Source organism: Variovorax glacialis (assembly GCF_051216375.1).
Lineage (GTDB): Bacteria > Pseudomonadota > Gammaproteobacteria > Burkholderiales > Burkholderiaceae_C > Variovorax.
This window is the reverse complement of sequence record NZ_JBPJZT010000007.1, coordinates 379,960-397,180: the sequence shown is the minus strand read 5'-3', so window position 1 is coordinate 397,180 and position 17,221 is coordinate 379,960. Positions and strand designations below refer to the sequence as shown.

Genomic DNA, 17,221 nt, shown 5'->3' with positions numbered 1-17,221 from the left:
GGTCAGTCCAGGCGGATACTGCGCAGCCGCAGCGCATTGCCGATGACGCTCACCGACGAAAGCGCCATCGCAGCTGCGGCCACCACCGGCGACAGCAGCAATCCGAAGAACGGGTACAGGACGCCCGCGGCAAGAGGTATCCCGGCAACGTTGTACGCAAAGGAGAGGAACAGGTTCTGCCGGATGTTCCGCATGGTCGAACGCGAAAGGCGGCGCGCCTTCACCAGCCCCATCAGGTCACCTTTGAGCAAGGTAATGCCGGAGCTTTCCATGGCTACGTCCGTCCCGGTGCCCATTGCGATTCCGACTTCTGCTGCTGCAAGCGCAGGGGCATCATTCACTCCGTCGCCCGCCATCGCCACGACGCGCCCTTCGCTCTTGAGGCGCTGAACCACTTTGGCCTTGTCCTCAGGGAACACCTCGGCGATTACTTCATGGATATCCAGTTCACGACCAACGGCTTCCGCAGTCGTCCGGCCATCGCCCGTCAGCATCACGATTCGGACCCCGGCCTCTTTGAGCGCTTGGAGAGCCGCACGCGTGGTCGCCTTGATGGGGTCAGCGATGGCAACGAAGCCCGCCAACTGTCCATCAATCCCAACAAAGATGACGGTCGCCGACTGGGCGCGGCGTTCCTCTGCCTTGGACGCCAGCAACTCCGAGCTGATGGACTGTTCCTGCAGAAATTTGGCGCTTCCGCACACGACTCTCTTACCGTCGACCACGCCCACGACACCCTTGCCGACAGGCGAGTCGAAGTCGACGACCGGCTGCAGCGGAAGGTTCCGGTCTTGGGCTGCCGCCACGATGGCGGCTGCGAGCGGATGCTCGCTGGCACGCTCGACGCTGGCGAGCTTCTGAAGGACATCGTTTTCGGTTAGGCCAGCGGTCGGCTCGATGTGCACAACCTTTGGCCGCCCCTCGGTCAGCGTACCGGTCTTGTCGACCACGAGCGTATCGATTTTCTCCATCCTCTCGAGAGCCTCGGCGTCTCGAATCAGCACGCCGTGCTGGGCGCCCTTGCCCACACCCACCATGATGGACATAGGCGTTGCAAGCCCAAGCGCGCAGGGACACGCGATGATGAGAACCGCAACTGCGGTAATAAGCGCATACGAAAATGCGGGAGGCGGCCCCCACACGAGCCATGCCGCGAAGGTCACCACTGCGACCAAGATGACAACAGGCACGAACCAGCCCGCGACCTGGTCGGCCATGCGCTGAATTGGAGCCCGGCTTCTCTGCGCCGCCGCGACCATGTGGACGATTTGGGACAGCAGCGTATCCGCGCCCACCTTCTCGGCGCGCATAACGAAGCCACCGGTCTGGTTCAAGGTCCCCGCAGTCACCTTGGAGCCAGTCGCCTTGGCCACTGGCATGGGCTCACCAGACACCATCGACTCGTCGACTGTCCCCTTGCCTTCAGTGACCTCGCCGTCGACTGGCACTTTCTCGCCCGGCCGAACACGCAACAGTTCCCCGACAACGATGGTGTCGATTTCGACCGTCTCATCCGCTCCGCTCGCAGCCACCCGCACCGCCGTCTTGGGTGCGAGGTCAAGAAGAGCTCGAATGGCGCCAGACGTTTTTTCGCGGGCGCGGAGCTCCAGTACCTGGCCCAAAAGGACCAACACTGTGATGACGGCCGCGGCTTCGAAGTAGATGGCAACCGCGCCGTCCTGGCTCCGAAGCTCAGCCGGGTAGGCCTGGGGGGCCACGGTGCCCACGATGCTGTAGACCCACGCCATACCGGTGCCGAGCGCTATGAGGCTGAACATGTTCAAGCTGCGGTTCTTGACCGAAGCCCATGCCCGCACGAAGAAGGGCCAGCCGGCCCAGAGGACGACAGGTGTTCCAAAAACAAGCTGAATCCAGTTCGAAACCTGCTGCCCTATGAGGTGATGGATATCGAACAAGTGCCCGCCCATCTCCAACGCAAAGACCGGCACCGTCAGGGCCAGCCCAACCCAAAAACGGCGACTCATGTCGCGTAGCTCTGGGCTATCACCCGTTTGCGCCGTCGCCAAGACCGGCTCGAGTGTCATGCCGCAGATGGGGCAGTTCCCAGGTCCCATCTGCCGCACCTGCGGGTGCATAGGGCATGTGTACTCAATGTCCGTTCCGTCCGGCTTTGACGCGGTCACCGTCGACGAAGGCAAGTGGCCAGCATGTGCTGCATGGTCATGGTGACCGTGCGGAGCCGCAGGCTCGTGCATTCCGTGCGCGTGAAGCTTGGACGAGGTTTCGGAGACCATTGGAATTTTCTTTCGCCCTGTGGTGACTTCGCAGTCTGTACCCTCCCATGGGTGGAAGGTCAAGCTCGCATCTTTCGCTTGCTTCAACTCCAAGTCGGCGCAAGGATGAGATACAACACCCAAGCGAGCGTTGCCAGCAGGGCGGCCCAACACATCCAGAACAGGGCGCGCACCCAACCTGGCGTCTTCCTGCCGCCCGCCTCCAGTCGGTACTTGAGCGTCATTCCCACCCCATGCAAAAGCACGCCGACAACGAGAAACGGTAGGGCGTACCGCCGGAGCAGCACGGGAGCGAGCAATCCCAGCCCCACCCCAAGCACGACCGCGCCACCCCCCGATATCAGCTCGGCGCCCTTGATGAGCGTCGCTGCACTAGGCATGCCGACGACGGCCACCACCCCAGGTGGGAATGAAGCGAGGCGTCTCAGCCGCGTATGCGCGCCAAGCCTCCCCAAACTCGCGCTCTGAATCGTGTTCCTCGGAAATGGCGAGGCGGACGTACATGAAGAGCAGCACCGGGAACATCGCAAGGGTCAGCAACGTCGGCCACTGAATCAGGAATCCGAACATGATGAGCACGAACGCGACGTACTGCGGATGCCGAATGCTGCGGTATGGACCGGCTGTAGCGAGCTCGTGCCGCCGCTGCGCCTGATACAGGACATGCCATGCCTTCGACAACAGCATGAAGCCGACAAAGATGGCAACAAAGCTCAGGATGTGCAGGACCCCAGCGTGCGGATTTCCGTGCTGGCCCGTAAACAGCCACCACAGGTGCCCGGCGTCGTGCCCAAACAGGTTGACACCCGGAAACTTGGCGCCGAGCCAGCCTGACAACAGAAATATCGTGAGGGGGAAGCCGTACATCTCCGCGAACAAGGCGACGATAAACGCGGAGTAGGCGCCAAAGCTCCTCCAGTCCCGCAGGGTCGATGGCTTGAAAAAGCTGTATGCGAACCCGACGAAGATGACGGAGTTCAGGACGACCAGGCTCCACAGGCCGTAGTCATTGCTTGTGTTGTTCATGGTCGCCTCCCGACGGGCCGTGCCCGGAATGCTTTCCACCGTGCCCGTGGTGCATGAAAACATGCATCAGCGGACAGGCCAAAATGAGAATGAATGGAAGCCATCCCAGCAAGTGCGCCCTGTGCTCGGTAAGCAGAAAGAAGCCGCCGACGAGGGCAACGATAAGCAATCCGATTCCGCCAGGTGAGCGCCAGAAACTTCTTTCGTCGTCTTGCGTGTTCATTTGATTGCTCCCCTGGAATCGTGACTACTTTGCAGCAGGAGGCATTGCCGCCTCGCGGTCGACCATCATCTGCATCATCATTTCCATCATGTCCATGCGCTGCATCATGTCTGTCTGCATCGGCGAGCCGCCGGGCATAGCGGACATCCCACCACCCTGCATCGGCGTGGCTCCACCCTTTTGGCCCATCATTGGCGTACCAGCACCCATCTGTCCCATCATCGCCATGCCGTCCTGCATGACTTTCATATGGTCCTTCATCAGGGCGGTACGCTCCGCGGGCGTGTTGGCTGCCATCATCTTTTGATGCATCGCCTGCATCGCCTGCATCTGCTGGTCGAGCTTTGCCGGGTCGACCTTCGGCGCAGTTTCAGCCGCCGGGTGATGTGCCTCGTGCTCTTCGGGCTGCTTGGCAGCCGAGCCGGGAAAGGCGGAGCAGCTCGCAAGCGTGACCGCTGCGGCCGCGCCCAAAATGCTGACGAGTTTCATAGTACTTCACCTTTTTGCATGTGAGCGCTGGGCCAGCGCTCTACAACCACACGATGCTCGCAAGGACCGCTCTGGCCGTTGATGCACATCAACGCAGGCGAATACCCCCCGCTCAATTTCACAAACTAAGACGGGTCTTCCAAGCGGACCGGCCTATGCGCAGCAGCAGCCGCTTCGTTTCGTCGTCGCGGAGATAGGCGCGGTGCCCTCGATGGCCACTGGGCTGTAGCCCGCGTCTTTGATGGCGTCCCTCAGTTGTTGAGCGGTCGCAGCGGCCGGCTCAATCTGGACGCGGTGTACTCCCAAATCGATTTGGACCTTGGCGTCCTTGTCGACGCTGTTGACCGCCTTGCTGATGGTGCTCACGCAGTGACCGCAGGTCATGTCGTTGACTTCAAAGGTAATCATGGTTTTGCTCTCAAAGTCTTTTCAATGAGTCGAATGTCGCCCCTCCCATGATGGCAATGTCAAGGCGCTTGCCAGTACCCCTACTTCTGAGGTCACCTGAGACGGGCCACGCGCCTCGTCATCGACTTCACAACCATGCCCAGGTCTTTCTTCGGCGCAGAAGTACAACCCAGTAAAGTACGAGAACGAGCGCTCCGGGAAGCCAGGCAAGTACAAGGCGCGCTCATGAACTGACCACTCATCTCTCAGAACGTACCCCTGTGCCTCGATAGAACTGATGAAATTTCGACGGTTGAAGACGCGCACCGGAGCGAAGCAGCCGCTACCCAAGTTCTGGGTGGTGACGAAGTCCTCGCCATCGTAAAGAGGCAGCTTATTGAGGAGGACCCGCAAGGGCCTTCGCGCCATTCGTTCGATAAGATTGGCCGGTCCGCCGTTGTCCACATACTGAAGTGCTCCGGCGGAAAGCAACACGTCGGCGCGGACGCGAGACACGCTCTCAGTCAAGTTTGGCGAGAACTCGAGTGCAGGAGCCTTACGCACTGCCGCCAACGTTCTGCCGATGGCTACGACTGATGGAACCTCGACGACGTTCCAGCTAAGCGTCTCCGGCATGTCGACGAACGGAAGGTAGGCGTAATAGTGCACGCCCACAGACCCCCCGATGTCCAAGATGCTCTGAGCGCCATCCCGAAACGCGGCTGAGAGCCACCACATCACGGGGTAGTCGTACGCGAAGATTCTTCGAGTGCGGACTTCGACATATTCCTTCTGCAATGCGTCTGCGTTGAACTCCGGGCTCGGCGGCAACCAGCGTCGCGCGCTGGCGAAACTGTCGAAGACTCCGAAATAGAAAGATGCTCCATCCGCGGACAGGAAGTGTTGCCGCCTCCAATGCATCAAGCCTGGTCGAGTGAGGGGGCCTTCCAAGAACTCGCGGACCATCTGCGCTGTGTTCGCATATCTCATCGTTCTCTCCTTGCCATCGTGCAAGCAGGGTTGTCTCCGTAGTGAGGAGGTGCGTCCGCCTCCGTCCGGCGGCGCATGCACTTGGCTAGCGCAGGGGTTCCAGCCTGGTGACGGTGAACTTGCCGTCAATCTTTTCGGCCAGGAACTGAACCTTTTCGCCGACTTGGACCTTGTCCAAGACCGTCTCGTCCTTCACCTGGAACACCATGGTCATACCGGGCATGTCGAGGGTCTTCAGGGGGCCGTGCTTAATCGTGAGCTTCTTGCCCTCCTTGTCCACCTTGCGGACCTCGCCTTGTGTGAGCTCGGCCGATGCGTCTGAGGTGCTTGCGCTTGAAGTCGATGCAGATGCCCCGCTGCTTGTCTGTGCGGTTGCCAGACCAGGGAGTGCCAGCGCGGAGATGAGGATGCCCAGAGTCATTGAGATTTTGAACATGAGAGTTCCTTTGTGATGTAATGGTGAGGCGCCGGCGGCGTCGTGCCTAGTGCTGCGTCTGGTGTTGCTTCGAGGAAGCGACTGCCTTGTCGACATTCACGGCCCCCTTCATTCCAGCGTCGTAGTGCCCGGGCTGGAGGCAAGCGAAGTCCACCTTCCCCGCCTTGGTGAACTGCCAAACGATTTCGCCAGTCTTGCCCGGGGCAAGCGTCACCATGTGCGGGTCAGCGTGTTCCATCTCCGGGTTCTTCTTCATCGCCTCGTAGTGCTCCTTCAGCTCCTTCTCCGTGCCGAGGACCAACTCATGCTTGAGCTTTCCAGAGTTGCTGACGACGAATCGAATGGTCTCGCCCTGCTTGACGGCCAGACTTGAGGGGTCGAACCGCATGCTGTCGGTCATATCGACGTTGACTGTGCGCACGACCTTGGCGACATCCCCAGGCTTGCCGATGGCCTCGGATGAATCGTGGCCATGACCGCCAGCGTGGTTGCCAGACGCGGCGGCGACAGCCGCGAAAGCAGTCGCCAGGACCGCAAGCGCGGCATTGCGAAAGTGGGTTTTCATAGGATTTCCTTTGCTTGAGTTGAGAGAAGGTCAGTGGCCGGTATGGCCACCACCAGCGGGTTTTCGAACTTGAACTTCGATGTTTTTGGCGGGCATGTGTTGCGCCGGCATGGAGCTCTCGCCAGCGTCGCTGGCGCGGGCCGGTGCGGGCGGTGCACCGGTGAACTCATAGGCGACCGTCCGCTGCGGATGTTTGAACCAGCCGGGGTTTGAGTAGTCGCCGGGCTTCTGTCCCTTGCGCACTTTGATGACGCTGAACATGCCGCCCATTTCCACTGAACCGAACGGGCCTTCACCGGTCATCATTCGGGCGGTGTTGTCCGGAATAGGCATTTCCATCTCTCCCATGTCGGCCATGCCGCGCTCCCCCATGACCATGTAGTCAGGGACGAGCTTCGTAATCTTCTTGACTACGTCCTTGTGGTCGACGCCAATCATGGTGGGCACGTCGTGACCCATCGCGTTCATGGTGTGATGGCTCTTGTGGCAATGGAACGCCCAGTCACCTTCCTCGTCTGCCAAGAACTCGATTTGGCGCATCTGGCCAACCGCCACATCGGTCGTGACTTCGGGCCAGCGAGTGCTCTTTGGCGTGGGCCCGCCATCGGTGCCCGTGACAAGAAACTCATGCCCGTGCAGATGCATCGGGTGGTTCGTCATCGTGAGATTGCCAAAGCGGATGCGAACCTTGTCGTTCTGTCGGACGTTGAGCGAGTCGATGCCCGGAAAGATGCGGCTATTCCATGACCATAGATTGAAGTCGAGCATGGTCATGACTTTGGGCGTCGCGCTACCAGGCTCAATGTCGTAGGCATTGAGCAGAAAGACGAAGTCACGGTCGACCTCTTCGATGAGCGGGTGCCGCTCCCTTGGGTGGGTAACCCAAAATCCCATCATCCCCATCGCCATCTGGACCATCTCGTCGGCATGCGGGTGGTACATGAACGTCCCCGGCCGCTTCGCTACGAACTCATAGACGAACGTCTTGCCAGGTTGAATCCCCGGCTGTGTAAGGCCGGTGACGCCGTCCATTCCATTGGGCAGGCGCTGGCCATGCCAATGAATGCTGGTGTGCTCAGGCAGCTTGTTGGAGACGAAGATGCGCACCCGGTCGCCCTCGACCACCTCGATGGTCGGCCCCGGGGACTGGCCGTTGTAGCCCCAAAGGTGTGCTTTGAAGCCCGGCGCCATCTCGCGAACCACCGGCTCTGCGACCAGGTGAAACTCCTTCACGCCGCTATTCATGCGCCAAGGAAGCGACCATCCGTTGAGGGTCACTACAGGGTTGTAGGGCCGCCCTGTCGACGGTGCGAGCGGCGGCATGGTGTCAGGCTTCGTTTGCAGCACTGGCTCCGGCAAGGCCGCCATGGCGACCTTGCTAACCGAAGCGGCGGCGAGTGCCCCCGTGATTGCGCCCGTACCGCCTAGAAAATTTCGTCTGTTTGTCATCTGAATCGGATTGATTGAGGGGCTCAGTGAGCGGCACCCGCGCCCGGGGTTGAGGCTGGGCTAGAAGCGGAGACAGAGGTCACGGCGGCGATGGGCCTTCCAATGACCGCGGCCTCGAGAGAAGCATCGGCGAGCCAGAACTGCTGCTGGGCGTTGATGGCGCTTGTCACGCTTGCAATCTGGTCGCGTGCCTCCGCGAGGAGCTCGAAGACACCGATGAGCATGCCGTTGTATCGAAGGACGTTTTCTTCAGCCATCGTCTGCCTGAGAGGCACGATTTCGTCGCGGTAGTGGCGCGCGATGTCGTACGCTGTTCGATAGGCCGAATAGTTCTCGCGAAGCTGCGACGTAGCACCGCGCACCGCTGCGTCGTATCGGTTGGCGGCAGCGAGGGCTTGCGCGTTCAGTGCGTCCCGGCGAGCTGTTCCCCAGTCGAACAGCGGCAACTGAATATCGAACTCCCAGCCTCGCCGTGTAGCGCTACCGCCGCCGGCGTTGTCGAAGACGGTGTCGTGCCGATAGCCTGCCTCCACATCGATGAAGGTCGATAGCAAGTTGATGCCCTGCGACTTGCCAGCAACTTCCAGTTGGGCTTTGGCCTGTTGAATGTCTAGTCGCTGCTCCCCGGCGGCAGACGCGACCTGCCTGGCTTCGCGAGGAGCCTTGGGGAGGTCCGGCAGGCGCTCCGGCAGCTTCAACTGAGCTGCCTGAGCATCTGTCAAGCCCAGCACCCTCGTGAGCTCTTCGCGGGCAGCGGTGGTGGCATGGCGCGCCGAAGCCAGTTGGGCAGTCGCATCGGCATAGAAGACCTGTTGACGCGCTCGCTGCAGCTTGCTGAAGTTGCCAACCTCTTGCATCCGGCGTGCGAGCTCGGCACTGGCTTCAGCAGATTCCTTGACCTGCTCCGCGTACTTAAGGGACTGCTGAGCCGCAACCGCCCTGACCCAGGCCTGGCGCACCTGCGTAACTTGGTCGACGACCGCGCCGGTCAGCTGTACTTGCGCCTGAGCAGCCAGACTCTCGGCAATCGACACGCGCTTCGGTAGAAGCAGTAAATCCACTAGCCCAAACGACAGCAGACGACCAATTTCGAGCTCATCACCAAGACGAAATCGTTCGAAGGTGAAGACCGGGTTGGGAAGGCGGCCTGCTTGATTGGCTGCTGAGATATCGGCCCAACTCTGCGCGACCAATGCTTGGACAGTAGGGCTATTTGCCAGCGCGAGGCGTACCGCATCGTCCTGAGACAAGGGCTTGCTCAGCAGCTCTTGCGAGCGTTCTGCACGGGCCTTTTGTTGCTCGTCGGTACGACTGAGCTCCAGATTCCCGCCGGTAAACTGCGAAGCCGAAGTGTTGGTTGATTTGAGCGCGTCATCGATTCCGAGCGATGCACAGCCGGCGAGAGCCACCCCGACCACAGCCGCTAGCAGGCGAAGCGCGCGTCTCATGGCTTCTCCTTCGCGGGCGCCGCAGGAGCCGTGCGAGTGGAGTGGGCCCCATGGGCGTCCGACGGCGAACGCTCGCCCTCAGCGTCTCCCGATGCTTCCTTGGCGTATGCCTGCCAGCCTCCTCTTTGGTGGACCGTTTCGTTTGCCTGGCGCCACGAAACAGAGGCGCCATCTGTGAAGGGCTTGTAGCCCTCCGTCGCCGATTGGTACGTAAGTGCCGGGACAGCCTCGACTTGCGATTTGACCTCGCCGCCCGTCTGGGCGGCCGCTTCCAAGGCCATGAGAGCTGGCAACGTAGCCAGCCATCGGGCTGGCGAAAGAGTGAACATGGAATCCTCGCGTGTTCATGAACGAAGTGCCAGCAGCGGCCGGCGGCCGTGCGACAACGAGCGATACATGCGCGTCAACACATCAGCGACCGAAGGTCGCTATGGTTCAGACGCGGTCAGACGCGAGGGGGTTTTTGGGGGACGGGTGGCGAGATGCTTGCCACCGGATAAAACGGCTCCAGCAGGTCGGCCTGCGGGAGGCCCTTCAAGAGAATCGGTTCCAACGTCGGCGTCATGCCGACAGAGTGGCACGCCGCGCAGTTGCCGCACTTGTGCGACGCGCCTTGGTCGTCCTGGTGGTGCTGATGCGAAGCCTGGTCGCCCGCCTCATGCTCGTGCGCCGTTTGCGACGCAGCATGGTCATGGCTGGCGTGGTCATGCACAAGCCCTGCCTGGAGTTCTACTCCCGACGGCGCGCAAAAGGCCATAGCTACCGCCGCGTAGCCCTGGAAGGGCACGGCTAGCATCACGAGCCAAAGCAGTACTGCGCGCAGGCGAACCATATGGAAATTTCTGAACCTTGCCTGCAAAAACTGCAGGAGGTAGCGAGTTTGAACCTTCCTATGGGGGGAAGGTCAACACCAATATGAACACCCCTGCCCGACTAGGCGCAACGCTTCAGTGGGGCCCCAGCCGCCACGCCGACAAGCGCATGCCGGGCGCTCGCCGCTTCCGTCATTAGGTTCGTCGAAGAAGGCAGCAGTTCGAAAGTGCCCGCATGAGAACTTCCCGTCCGGGTCAGGCCGGCTTGCTTGGCCCTCCGGGGGCACAACCGCGACGGCCTCTGCGAGACGGCTTCTACACAGAATCGTTCAAAAACGTCGGAGTGCGCCTACGCGCGTGAGTGCGCAAGTTTTTCCGCTCTCGACAAGTCATGGTCCGCCTATTGACTGAGCATGTCGCTGAGTAGCCGCTCCACGGCCCTTGCCTCTGCCGCGGTGTCAAAGAGAGGCTCGCGCCTGGCGCACTGCCCCCGCAGGCGAGCCAGGAATGACGGTTCGGCGTTCGCGCGCAGCATCAGCTCCCCGAGGCCAAAGGCATCTCCCACCTGGAAATAGCCGTCGTAGTTGCGTCCGAGCAAGCCGACGTTGCCATCGATTCGGCTCGCGAGCACCGGAACCTGCGAACGCACCGCCTCGATGACCACGTTTGCGCCGCCTTCGAGGCGGCTCGCCGCACAGGCCCCCTACGGGCGGCTGTCTTGGCTAGGGTCCCGAGAAGGACGTGCTAAGACGTGCCTCTGGCGGCACGAGCGTTCATCGCGAAACCCAGGAGGATGATGGCGGCGACTACGAGTTGGGCACCCAGAGCCTGCGCAGATGGGAATATGCCCAAGATATCGATGCGCGGCGTGTTGATGGCAAGTGCGCCAATCCATCCGGCTTCCTGAAGCGCCGCGACGCCCTTGCCGGTCAGCACGACCGCCAGCACAGCGACCAACATGGAACTCCAAGAGAAGAACTTGCCGATAGGAAGGCGAGCGCTGAACTTCAGGAGCGCAAACGCCACTGCAAGCAGTACCACCAGGCCGGCCGCCAAACCGCCCAGCACCGCCGCGTGATTGCCTTGCTCCCACAACGCAGCATAGAACAGGATGGTCTCAAAAACCTCCCGGTACACCGCGATGAAGGAAAGGCTGAACATGAAGAAGGCCGACTTGCGATTTAGTGCTGCGGAAAGCTTCTCGTGGATGTACTGCTGCCATTTGCCTGCCATGCTCTTCTGGTGCATCCACATGCCAACGCTCAGAAGCACAGCCGCTGCGAAGAGCGACGACAGACCCTCGGTGACTTCACGGCTCGCGCCACTCACGTTGACGATGTACGTCGCGACCGCCCAAGTCACCGCCCCAAGAGCCAAAGCTCCCACCCAGCCCGCGTGCACGTACCGAAGCATGTCGGGTCTCTCCGCCTTGCGAAGAAACGCGACCATGGCTACCACGACCAGAAGCGCCTCAAGGCCTTCGCGAAGAAGAATCGTGAAGCTTCCCAAGAACGCGGCAGTGGAATCGTCGGCGGCTGTCGACAAGACGCTGTCCGCCTCCTTAAACAAGGCATCAATCCGCAAGGTCTGCGCTTTGATTTCCTGCGAGGACGCCTTGCTCGCAAGGAGCGAGCGGAACCGGCTCATGGCGGTTTCAATGCGGCCAAGCAATGCCTTGTCGCGCGTCGCAAGCGTCGGCTCGAGCGGCTCGACACCGTCCAGGTACGCCGAGAGCGCCAGGTCCGCCGCGAGCTTGAAATCCTTCCTGTCGTACGCTTCTTCGCTCTGGGCGAGCCGCTGGCGGGCAATATCGAACGTCAGGGGACGCTTCTGAACAACGGCCTCGGGATGGACATGAAGATAAGCCATCGCGGCAGCAGCAGGTCCAACGCCGACCTCCTTCGCGAGGTCACCCTCAGTTGCTCGAGCTAAGCCGTCTAGATTCGTGAGCTGTGCACGAACCGCCGCGTTGTCTTTCCAGACCGTTTCGCCGGCCGTGACATCTCCTTCCTTGTGAGCGAACTGCCCAATGTAGAAGGCCAAGGCCCAGCGGTTCGCCTCGGGAAGGGAGGCAAAGCTCACCATGGGCGTGCCCTCGATGCCTTGGCTGATAACTTGGTACAGGGCGAAAACGCTGCGCTCACGAGCGCGAGCTTGGTCGGTGAAGGCGACCGGCCGGGGCTCCAGGCGAACTCCGACCGGCCCATCTCCATTCCCGGCGGCACCATGGCACGCGGCACATTGCGCTTGATAGATGGCGGCTGCGGCAGCTACGTTTGGCGGAGCGCTCGGTGAGGACGAGACCGGATAGACGGCGAGAAGGTGATTGCCCAAGGATTTGGCGAGCGTTGCAACGCGCGCGGGGTCTTCCCGCGCGTCGATGGCCGCAGCAAGGGCACCTGCCTCTGTCACCAAAGCAGGCTGTTCCGGATGAGGGTCCAAGGCAGCGAGCTTCGTTTGGCTGGCCTTGGCAAACTCGCGCATCTCCGCAAACTCGGAGGCGTTGAGAACAGCACCGTCCTGGACCGCTCCACGGTAGTCCACCGCCAAGTAGTCGAGGATTTGCCAGATGCGGCGCACGTCGGATTCCGTGGCGCTTGCGACCGTCGCAAGCAGGAGGAGCGCGGCACATACGGCGGCTCGAGGGAGCAGTTTCAGGAAGCCGAGCATTACCAAACCCAATGCAAATGGGAATAATTCTAGTTTCGAGTTCCGCCGTGCGGGAGGCCGCCGAGTTGGCCGAAGGGCCTCTCACACCTTCTGGTTGACCTTCTACTGACTAGAGGGTTTCCAATCCTGAAACCTGCGCCGAATCGGAAGCCTCAGGCGTGCACGCCTTTGACATGCCGTCTCGGACCGGGCTGATTCTCCCCGGTGGTTTGCCGCAAGGATTCGAGCGCACCGCACTCTCCGATGCACCCGCCGCCGGCGCAGGCGCTTCGGATTTCCTGAATCTGGCGCTTGAGCAGGGTGAGTTCAGAAATTCGCGTCTGTACGTGGCGAACATGTTCTTCAAGGAGCGCATTCACCTCGTCGCAGGGGCGTCCGGGGTCGTCCTGCAAATTCAGCAAGATACGGATTTCAGAATGCGCCATATCGAGGGAACGGCACCTCAAAATGAAGCGCAAACGCTTTTCGTGGGCCTCGTCATAGGTCCGATAGTTGTTTGCGTCTCGCTCAGGGGGCTGCATCAGGCCTTCGTTCTCGTAAAAGCGAATGGTCTGCACCTGGCAACCTGCGCGCGCGGCCAGCTCTCCAATCTTCATGCGATTTCCTTCTGCTTGACTCTCTACCGACTATAGGCTTTCAAATGGAGGCAAGCTAGGAGTTCACCATGGCAGATGATTGTGGGTCGACGGGTTGTAGTTCGAAGAGTTGCGGGTCAGGCAGCGGCTCGGTTGCGGCCGACGCCGTCTTGGACCGCCCGATAACGGTACTCGACGTACCGGAAATGTGCTGCCCGACCGAGTTCGGCCTGGTAGAAAAACAACTTCGCAGCCTGGCTGGAGTCCATGCCGTTACGCCAGATTTCATGCGCAGAAGCGTCCGCGTGGAACATGACTCGGTGACGACCGCCGACCTGCTGGGCGCAGCGCAGCGCTCCGGGATGGAAGTTCGGCTGCCGGAATCAGGCCATGCCGTCGGTTCCAAGGACGAGCGCAACACCATCCTCATTGAGAAGATGGACTGTCCTACCGAGGAGGCACTGATTCGAAAGCGCCTTGGCGGCGACGAGGCGGTGCGCGAACTCTCGTTCAATCTGATGCAGCGCAAGCTGACCGTCGTGCATGGGCCGGGGAAACTGCCCCAGGTACTTAAGGCGCTGGACGAAATCGGCATGCGCGGGGTCACCGACCAGCCCGCCGCGCAGCCGGGCATGGACACCAGCACCATCCTCATCGAAAAAATGGACTGCCCCACCGAAGAGGCTCTCATCCGGCAACGCTTGGGCAAGGAAGCATGGGTTCACGACCTGACGTTCAACCTGTTGCAGCGCAAGCTGACCGTGAACCATGCCACCGGCCGGCTGGACGACGTGCTCGCCGCTCTGAACGAGGTGGGTATGGGCGGTCTGCCGGAACGGCAGGACGCGCCCGCCAAGACGTCCCAACGCCAAAGCCCGCGTCCTGCGTACTGGAAGCTCGCAATCGGCGGAGCCCTGGCGCTAGCTTCCGAGTTGGTTGCGCTCAAGCTTGGCGACAGTTCGATTGCCGTCATAGGTCTAGCGGTGGCAGCCATCGCGGTCAGCGGCATCGAAACCTACCGCAAAGGCTGGATTGCTGTTCGCCATCTGAATTTGAACATCAACGCGCTGATGTCCGTCGCCGTCACAGGCGCTGCCATCCTCGGGCAATGGCCGGAAGCGGCGATGGTGATGGTCCTCTTCGCCATCGCGGAAATGATTGAAGCGCGCTCCCTCGACCGCGCGCGGCGAGCCGTCGAAGGCCTTGTGTCGATGGCACCGGAGACAGCGACGGTGAACACGCCGTCTGGTTGGCAGGAAGTTCCCGCCGCGGAAGTTGCAGTCGGCGCGACAGTGCGAGCTCGGCCCGGCGAACGCATCGCCTTGGACGGAAGTGTGACCTTGGGGACGTCGGCGGTCGACCAATCGCCAATCACCGGCGAAAGCGTGCCGGTGGACAAGGCCACCGGCGATACCGTCTACGCGGGAACCATCAACCAGGACGGAGAGCTCGAGTATCGGGTGACCGCAGCCGCCACCAACTCTACCCTTGCCCGGATTGCTCACGCGGTACAGGAGGCACAGGGCACGCGCGCTCCGACGCAGCGCTTTGTGGACACCTTCTCGCGCTACTACACGCCGGCGGTGTTTGCGGTCGCCATCGCCATTGCGGTCATTCCTCCTCTCGCCATGGGAGCCGAGTGGTTCACATGGGTCTACCGCGCACTCGTACTTCTCGTCGTCGCTTGCCCCTGCGCCTTGGTCATATCGACGCCGGTGACCGTCGTCTCGGGCCTGACTGCAGCTGCACGCCGCGGCATCCTCATTAAGGGAGGTGTATTCCTTGAACAAGGTCACCGGCTGCAAGTTCTCGCTCTGGACAAGACCGGGACGCTGACGCAGGGACGGCCAGTGCTCACGGACGTCATCTCCCTCGAGGGAGAGAAGATGGCCCTGTCGACCTTCGCCACCGCGCTTGCCACGAGAAGTGACCACCCGGTTTCGCGTGCTGTCGCCGAGGGCTTGAAAGACACAGCGGGGCTCCCCGAAGTGACGGGCTTTTCCGCGCTGCGCGGCAGGGGCGTAGAGGGAAGCATCAACGGCGTGCGCTACAGGCTCGGAAATCATCGGTTGGTCGAAGAATCGGGCGCTTGCTCCGATGAACTTGAGTCGAAGCTAGACGCCCTCGAGCAAGAAGGCAAAACGGCGGTCGTGCTCACCGAAGGCACAAAGGCGCTGGCCATCTTCGCGGTCGCCGACGCCGTACGTCCGGAGAGCCGGGAGGCGGTAGCGCAGCTGAAGCAACTCGGCATCCGTCCCGTGATGTTGACCGGCGACAACCGGCACACCGCCGAGGCTATCGCACGCCAGGTCGGAATCGCGGACGTGCGAAGCGAGCTCTTGCCGGAAGAGAAGCTCAAGGCAATTGAAGAGTTTTCTGCTGGCGGCACAGTGGTTGGCATGGTGGGAGACGGCATTAACGACGCTCCGGCCCTGGCGAAGGCAAACATTGGTTTTGCGATGGGCGCAGCCGGTGCGGATACCGCGATTGAAACGGCAGACGTGGCACTCATGGACGACGACCCCCGCAAACTTGCGGAATTCGTAAAGCTGTCCAGAGCAACCAAGACTGTGCTGTGGCAGAACATTTCTCTTGCGCTCGGCATCAAGGTCGTGTTCCTTACGCTCGCGCTGACCGGTCAGGCCACCCTGTGGATGGCCGTTTTTGCAGACATGGGTGGCAGCCTGCTGGTGGTCTTCAACGGCTTGCGACTCCTGCGAAAGAAGGCCTAGTTCTTTGGCCTGCAATTGCCATGTTCGGGGCCACAAGAGCGTCCAAGTCAAAGGGTTGCCGCATCGGAACGCACTCAGCCACCTTCCTTCACTGGAGGGCTAATGCGGATGGGGGTGTTGATGATGAATATCCGGGTAGTGCTCGTGGCTGTGTTTCAACGCCTCATGGCGATGCCAATGAATGTGCCTGGACGTGATGGGCGAGTCGTCAGCATGAACGTGCCTGTGGTGGTCATCATGGTCATGCTCATGGCTGTGCTCTAGTGGCTCGTGCGCATGAAGGTGCCCGTGGCTCTCCGTCAAATGCAGCCACACACCGACAGCCATCAGGCCGCCAGCGAGAACGAGCTGGAGCGTGAGCGGCTCACCCAACAGACCGATGCCCAGTACAGCGCCAAAAAAAGGCGCGACCGAAAAATAGGCACCTGTGCGCGCCGTTCCTAAGTGCCGCAGTGCGACGACGAACAGCACCAAGCTCGTGCCATAGCTCAAAAGCCCTAGCAGACCGGCGCCGGCGACCATCGCGACCGGCGGCCATGCTGCTCCGGTGGCGACCGCCAGGGCGAGGTTCGTCGCGCCGGCGGCAAGCCCTTTGGTCATGGCGATGAAGGACGCATCGGCCACCGACACCTTGCGGGTAAGGTTGTTGTCGAGGGCCCAGGCTAAACAGGCGCCCAGCACCGCTAGCGACGGCCAGAGCGCACCAACGCCTGCACTACCCGGCCAGCTGAGGATAGCCGCCCCCGCCACGATGGCCACCATGCCGAGCGCGATGCGCCGGTCGAAATTCTCTTTGAAAACGAACCACGCCAGCAGCGCGGTAAACACGCCCTCTGCGTTCAGCAACAGCGAGGCGTCTGATGCGGCCATGCCTGCCAATCCCGTCAGCAGAAGCACGGGGCCGAGCATGCCCCCGGTGACGACCGCGCCAGCCATCCACCCCAGCTCACCGCGTCTGAGCCGCACTCTTGGCGCGCGCGATAGCAGGCGCCACAGCCAGAGTCCGGCCCCCGAACCCAGGTAGAGCAGCCCTGCCAGCAACCAAGGGCTCGAATGCGCGAGCAGTAGCTTGGCGACTGGAGTGCCGGCGCCGAAAAGCGCCGCCGCTCCGATTGCCGCAAGAACGCCGCGGTTGGTAAGAGCATTCATTCGTACTTGTAGTGC

General features: G+C 61.5%; 16 protein-coding genes. 1 reads left to right on the top strand and 15 read right to left on the bottom strand.

Annotation, left to right across the window (positions count from 1 at the left end; genetic code table 11):
* Positions 1 to 2: 2 nt before the first annotated feature.
* The 14 genes from ACSFBL_RS20805 to cadR form a co-directional block, all read right to left on the bottom strand.
* On the bottom strand, positions 3 to 2,216 hold the full coding sequence (locus ACSFBL_RS20805) for a copper-transporting P-type ATPase (protein WP_435517758.1): 2,214 nt from the start codon (positions 2,214 to 2,216) through the stop codon (positions 3 to 5).
* Positions 2,217 to 2,627: 411 nt separating this feature from the next.
* Positions 2,628 to 3,281: a methyltransferase family protein gene (locus tag ACSFBL_RS20800; RefSeq protein ID WP_435517711.1), complete on the bottom strand. Its 654-nt coding sequence runs from the start codon at positions 3,279 to 3,281 to the stop codon at positions 2,628 to 2,630.
* Positions 3,262 to 3,504, bottom strand: a complete 243-nt coding sequence (locus tag ACSFBL_RS20795) for a DUF2933 domain-containing protein (protein WP_435517710.1) — start codon at positions 3,502 to 3,504, stop codon at positions 3,262 to 3,264. The genes ACSFBL_RS20800 and ACSFBL_RS20795 overlap by 20 nt, the downstream gene beginning before the upstream one ends.
* Positions 3,505 to 3,528: 24 nt before the next feature.
* On the bottom strand, positions 3,529 to 3,993 hold the full coding sequence (locus ACSFBL_RS20790) for a hypothetical protein (protein WP_435517709.1): 465 nt from the start codon (positions 3,991 to 3,993) through the stop codon (positions 3,529 to 3,531).
* A gap of 153 nt (positions 3,994 to 4,146) precedes the next feature.
* Positions 4,147 to 4,401, bottom strand: coding sequence for a heavy-metal-associated domain-containing protein (locus ACSFBL_RS20785; protein WP_435517708.1), 255 nt, complete (start codon positions 4,399 to 4,401; stop codon positions 4,147 to 4,149).
* A gap of 21 nt (positions 4,402 to 4,422) precedes the next feature.
* Positions 4,423 to 5,370 carry a methyltransferase, TIGR04325 family gene (locus ACSFBL_RS20780; protein WP_435517707.1) on the bottom strand — a complete coding sequence of 316 codons (948 nt, stop codon included), beginning with the start codon at positions 5,368 to 5,370 and terminating at the stop codon, positions 4,423 to 4,425.
* 85 nt (positions 5,371 to 5,455) lie between these two features.
* A complete protein-coding gene (locus ACSFBL_RS20775; RefSeq protein WP_435517706.1) occupies positions 5,456 to 5,806 on the bottom strand; it encodes a copper-binding protein in 351 nt (116 codons plus the stop codon).
* Between the two features lie 46 nt (positions 5,807 to 5,852).
* Complete coding sequence (locus ACSFBL_RS20770; RefSeq protein ID WP_435517705.1) at positions 5,853 to 6,371, bottom strand: cupredoxin domain-containing protein; 519 nt, start codon at positions 6,369 to 6,371, stop codon at positions 5,853 to 5,855.
* Positions 6,372 to 6,401: 30 nt separating this feature from the next.
* Positions 6,402 to 7,820 carry a multicopper oxidase family protein gene (locus ACSFBL_RS20765; RefSeq protein WP_435517704.1) on the bottom strand — a complete coding sequence of 473 codons (1,419 nt, stop codon included), beginning with the start codon at positions 7,818 to 7,820 and terminating at the stop codon, positions 6,402 to 6,404.
* Positions 7,821 to 7,843: 23 nt separating this feature from the next.
* Positions 7,844 to 9,268, bottom strand: a complete 1,425-nt coding sequence (locus ACSFBL_RS20760; RefSeq protein ID WP_435517703.1) for a TolC family protein — start codon at positions 9,266 to 9,268, stop codon at positions 7,844 to 7,846.
* 445 nt (positions 9,269 to 9,713) lie between these two features.
* Complete coding sequence (locus tag ACSFBL_RS20755; protein ID WP_435517702.1) at positions 9,714 to 10,100, bottom strand: DUF2946 family protein; 387 nt, start codon at positions 10,098 to 10,100, stop codon at positions 9,714 to 9,716.
* Between the two features lie 380 nt (positions 10,101 to 10,480).
* A complete protein-coding gene (locus tag ACSFBL_RS20750) occupies positions 10,481 to 10,744 on the bottom strand; it encodes a glycosyltransferase (protein ID WP_435517701.1) in 264 nt (87 codons plus the stop codon).
* An 80-nt stretch (positions 10,745 to 10,824) separates the two neighbouring features.
* Positions 10,825 to 12,750 (bottom strand): cytochrome c/FTR1 family iron permease, encoded by a 1,926-nt coding sequence (locus tag ACSFBL_RS20745; protein WP_435517700.1) that lies wholly within the window; start codon positions 12,748 to 12,750, stop codon positions 10,825 to 10,827.
* A gap of 152 nt (positions 12,751 to 12,902) precedes the next feature.
* Positions 12,903 to 13,346: a Cd(II)/Pb(II)-responsive transcriptional regulator gene (gene cadR, locus ACSFBL_RS20740; protein WP_435517699.1), complete on the bottom strand. Its 444-nt coding sequence runs from the start codon at positions 13,344 to 13,346 to the stop codon at positions 12,903 to 12,905.
* Between the two features lie 341 nt (positions 13,347 to 13,687).
* On the opposite strand from cadR, the gene ACSFBL_RS20735 reads away from it, so the two are divergent.
* Positions 13,688 to 16,057, top strand: a complete 2,370-nt coding sequence (locus ACSFBL_RS20735) for a heavy metal translocating P-type ATPase (protein ID WP_435517757.1) — start codon at positions 13,688 to 13,690, stop codon at positions 16,055 to 16,057.
* 99 nt (positions 16,058 to 16,156) lie between these two features.
* Here ACSFBL_RS20735 and ACSFBL_RS20730 read toward each other — a convergent pair whose 3' ends face one another.
* Positions 16,157 to 17,206: a DMT family transporter gene (locus tag ACSFBL_RS20730; RefSeq protein WP_435517698.1), complete on the bottom strand. Its 1,050-nt coding sequence runs from the start codon at positions 17,204 to 17,206 to the stop codon at positions 16,157 to 16,159.
* Between the last annotated feature and the right edge of the window lie 15 nt (positions 17,207 to 17,221).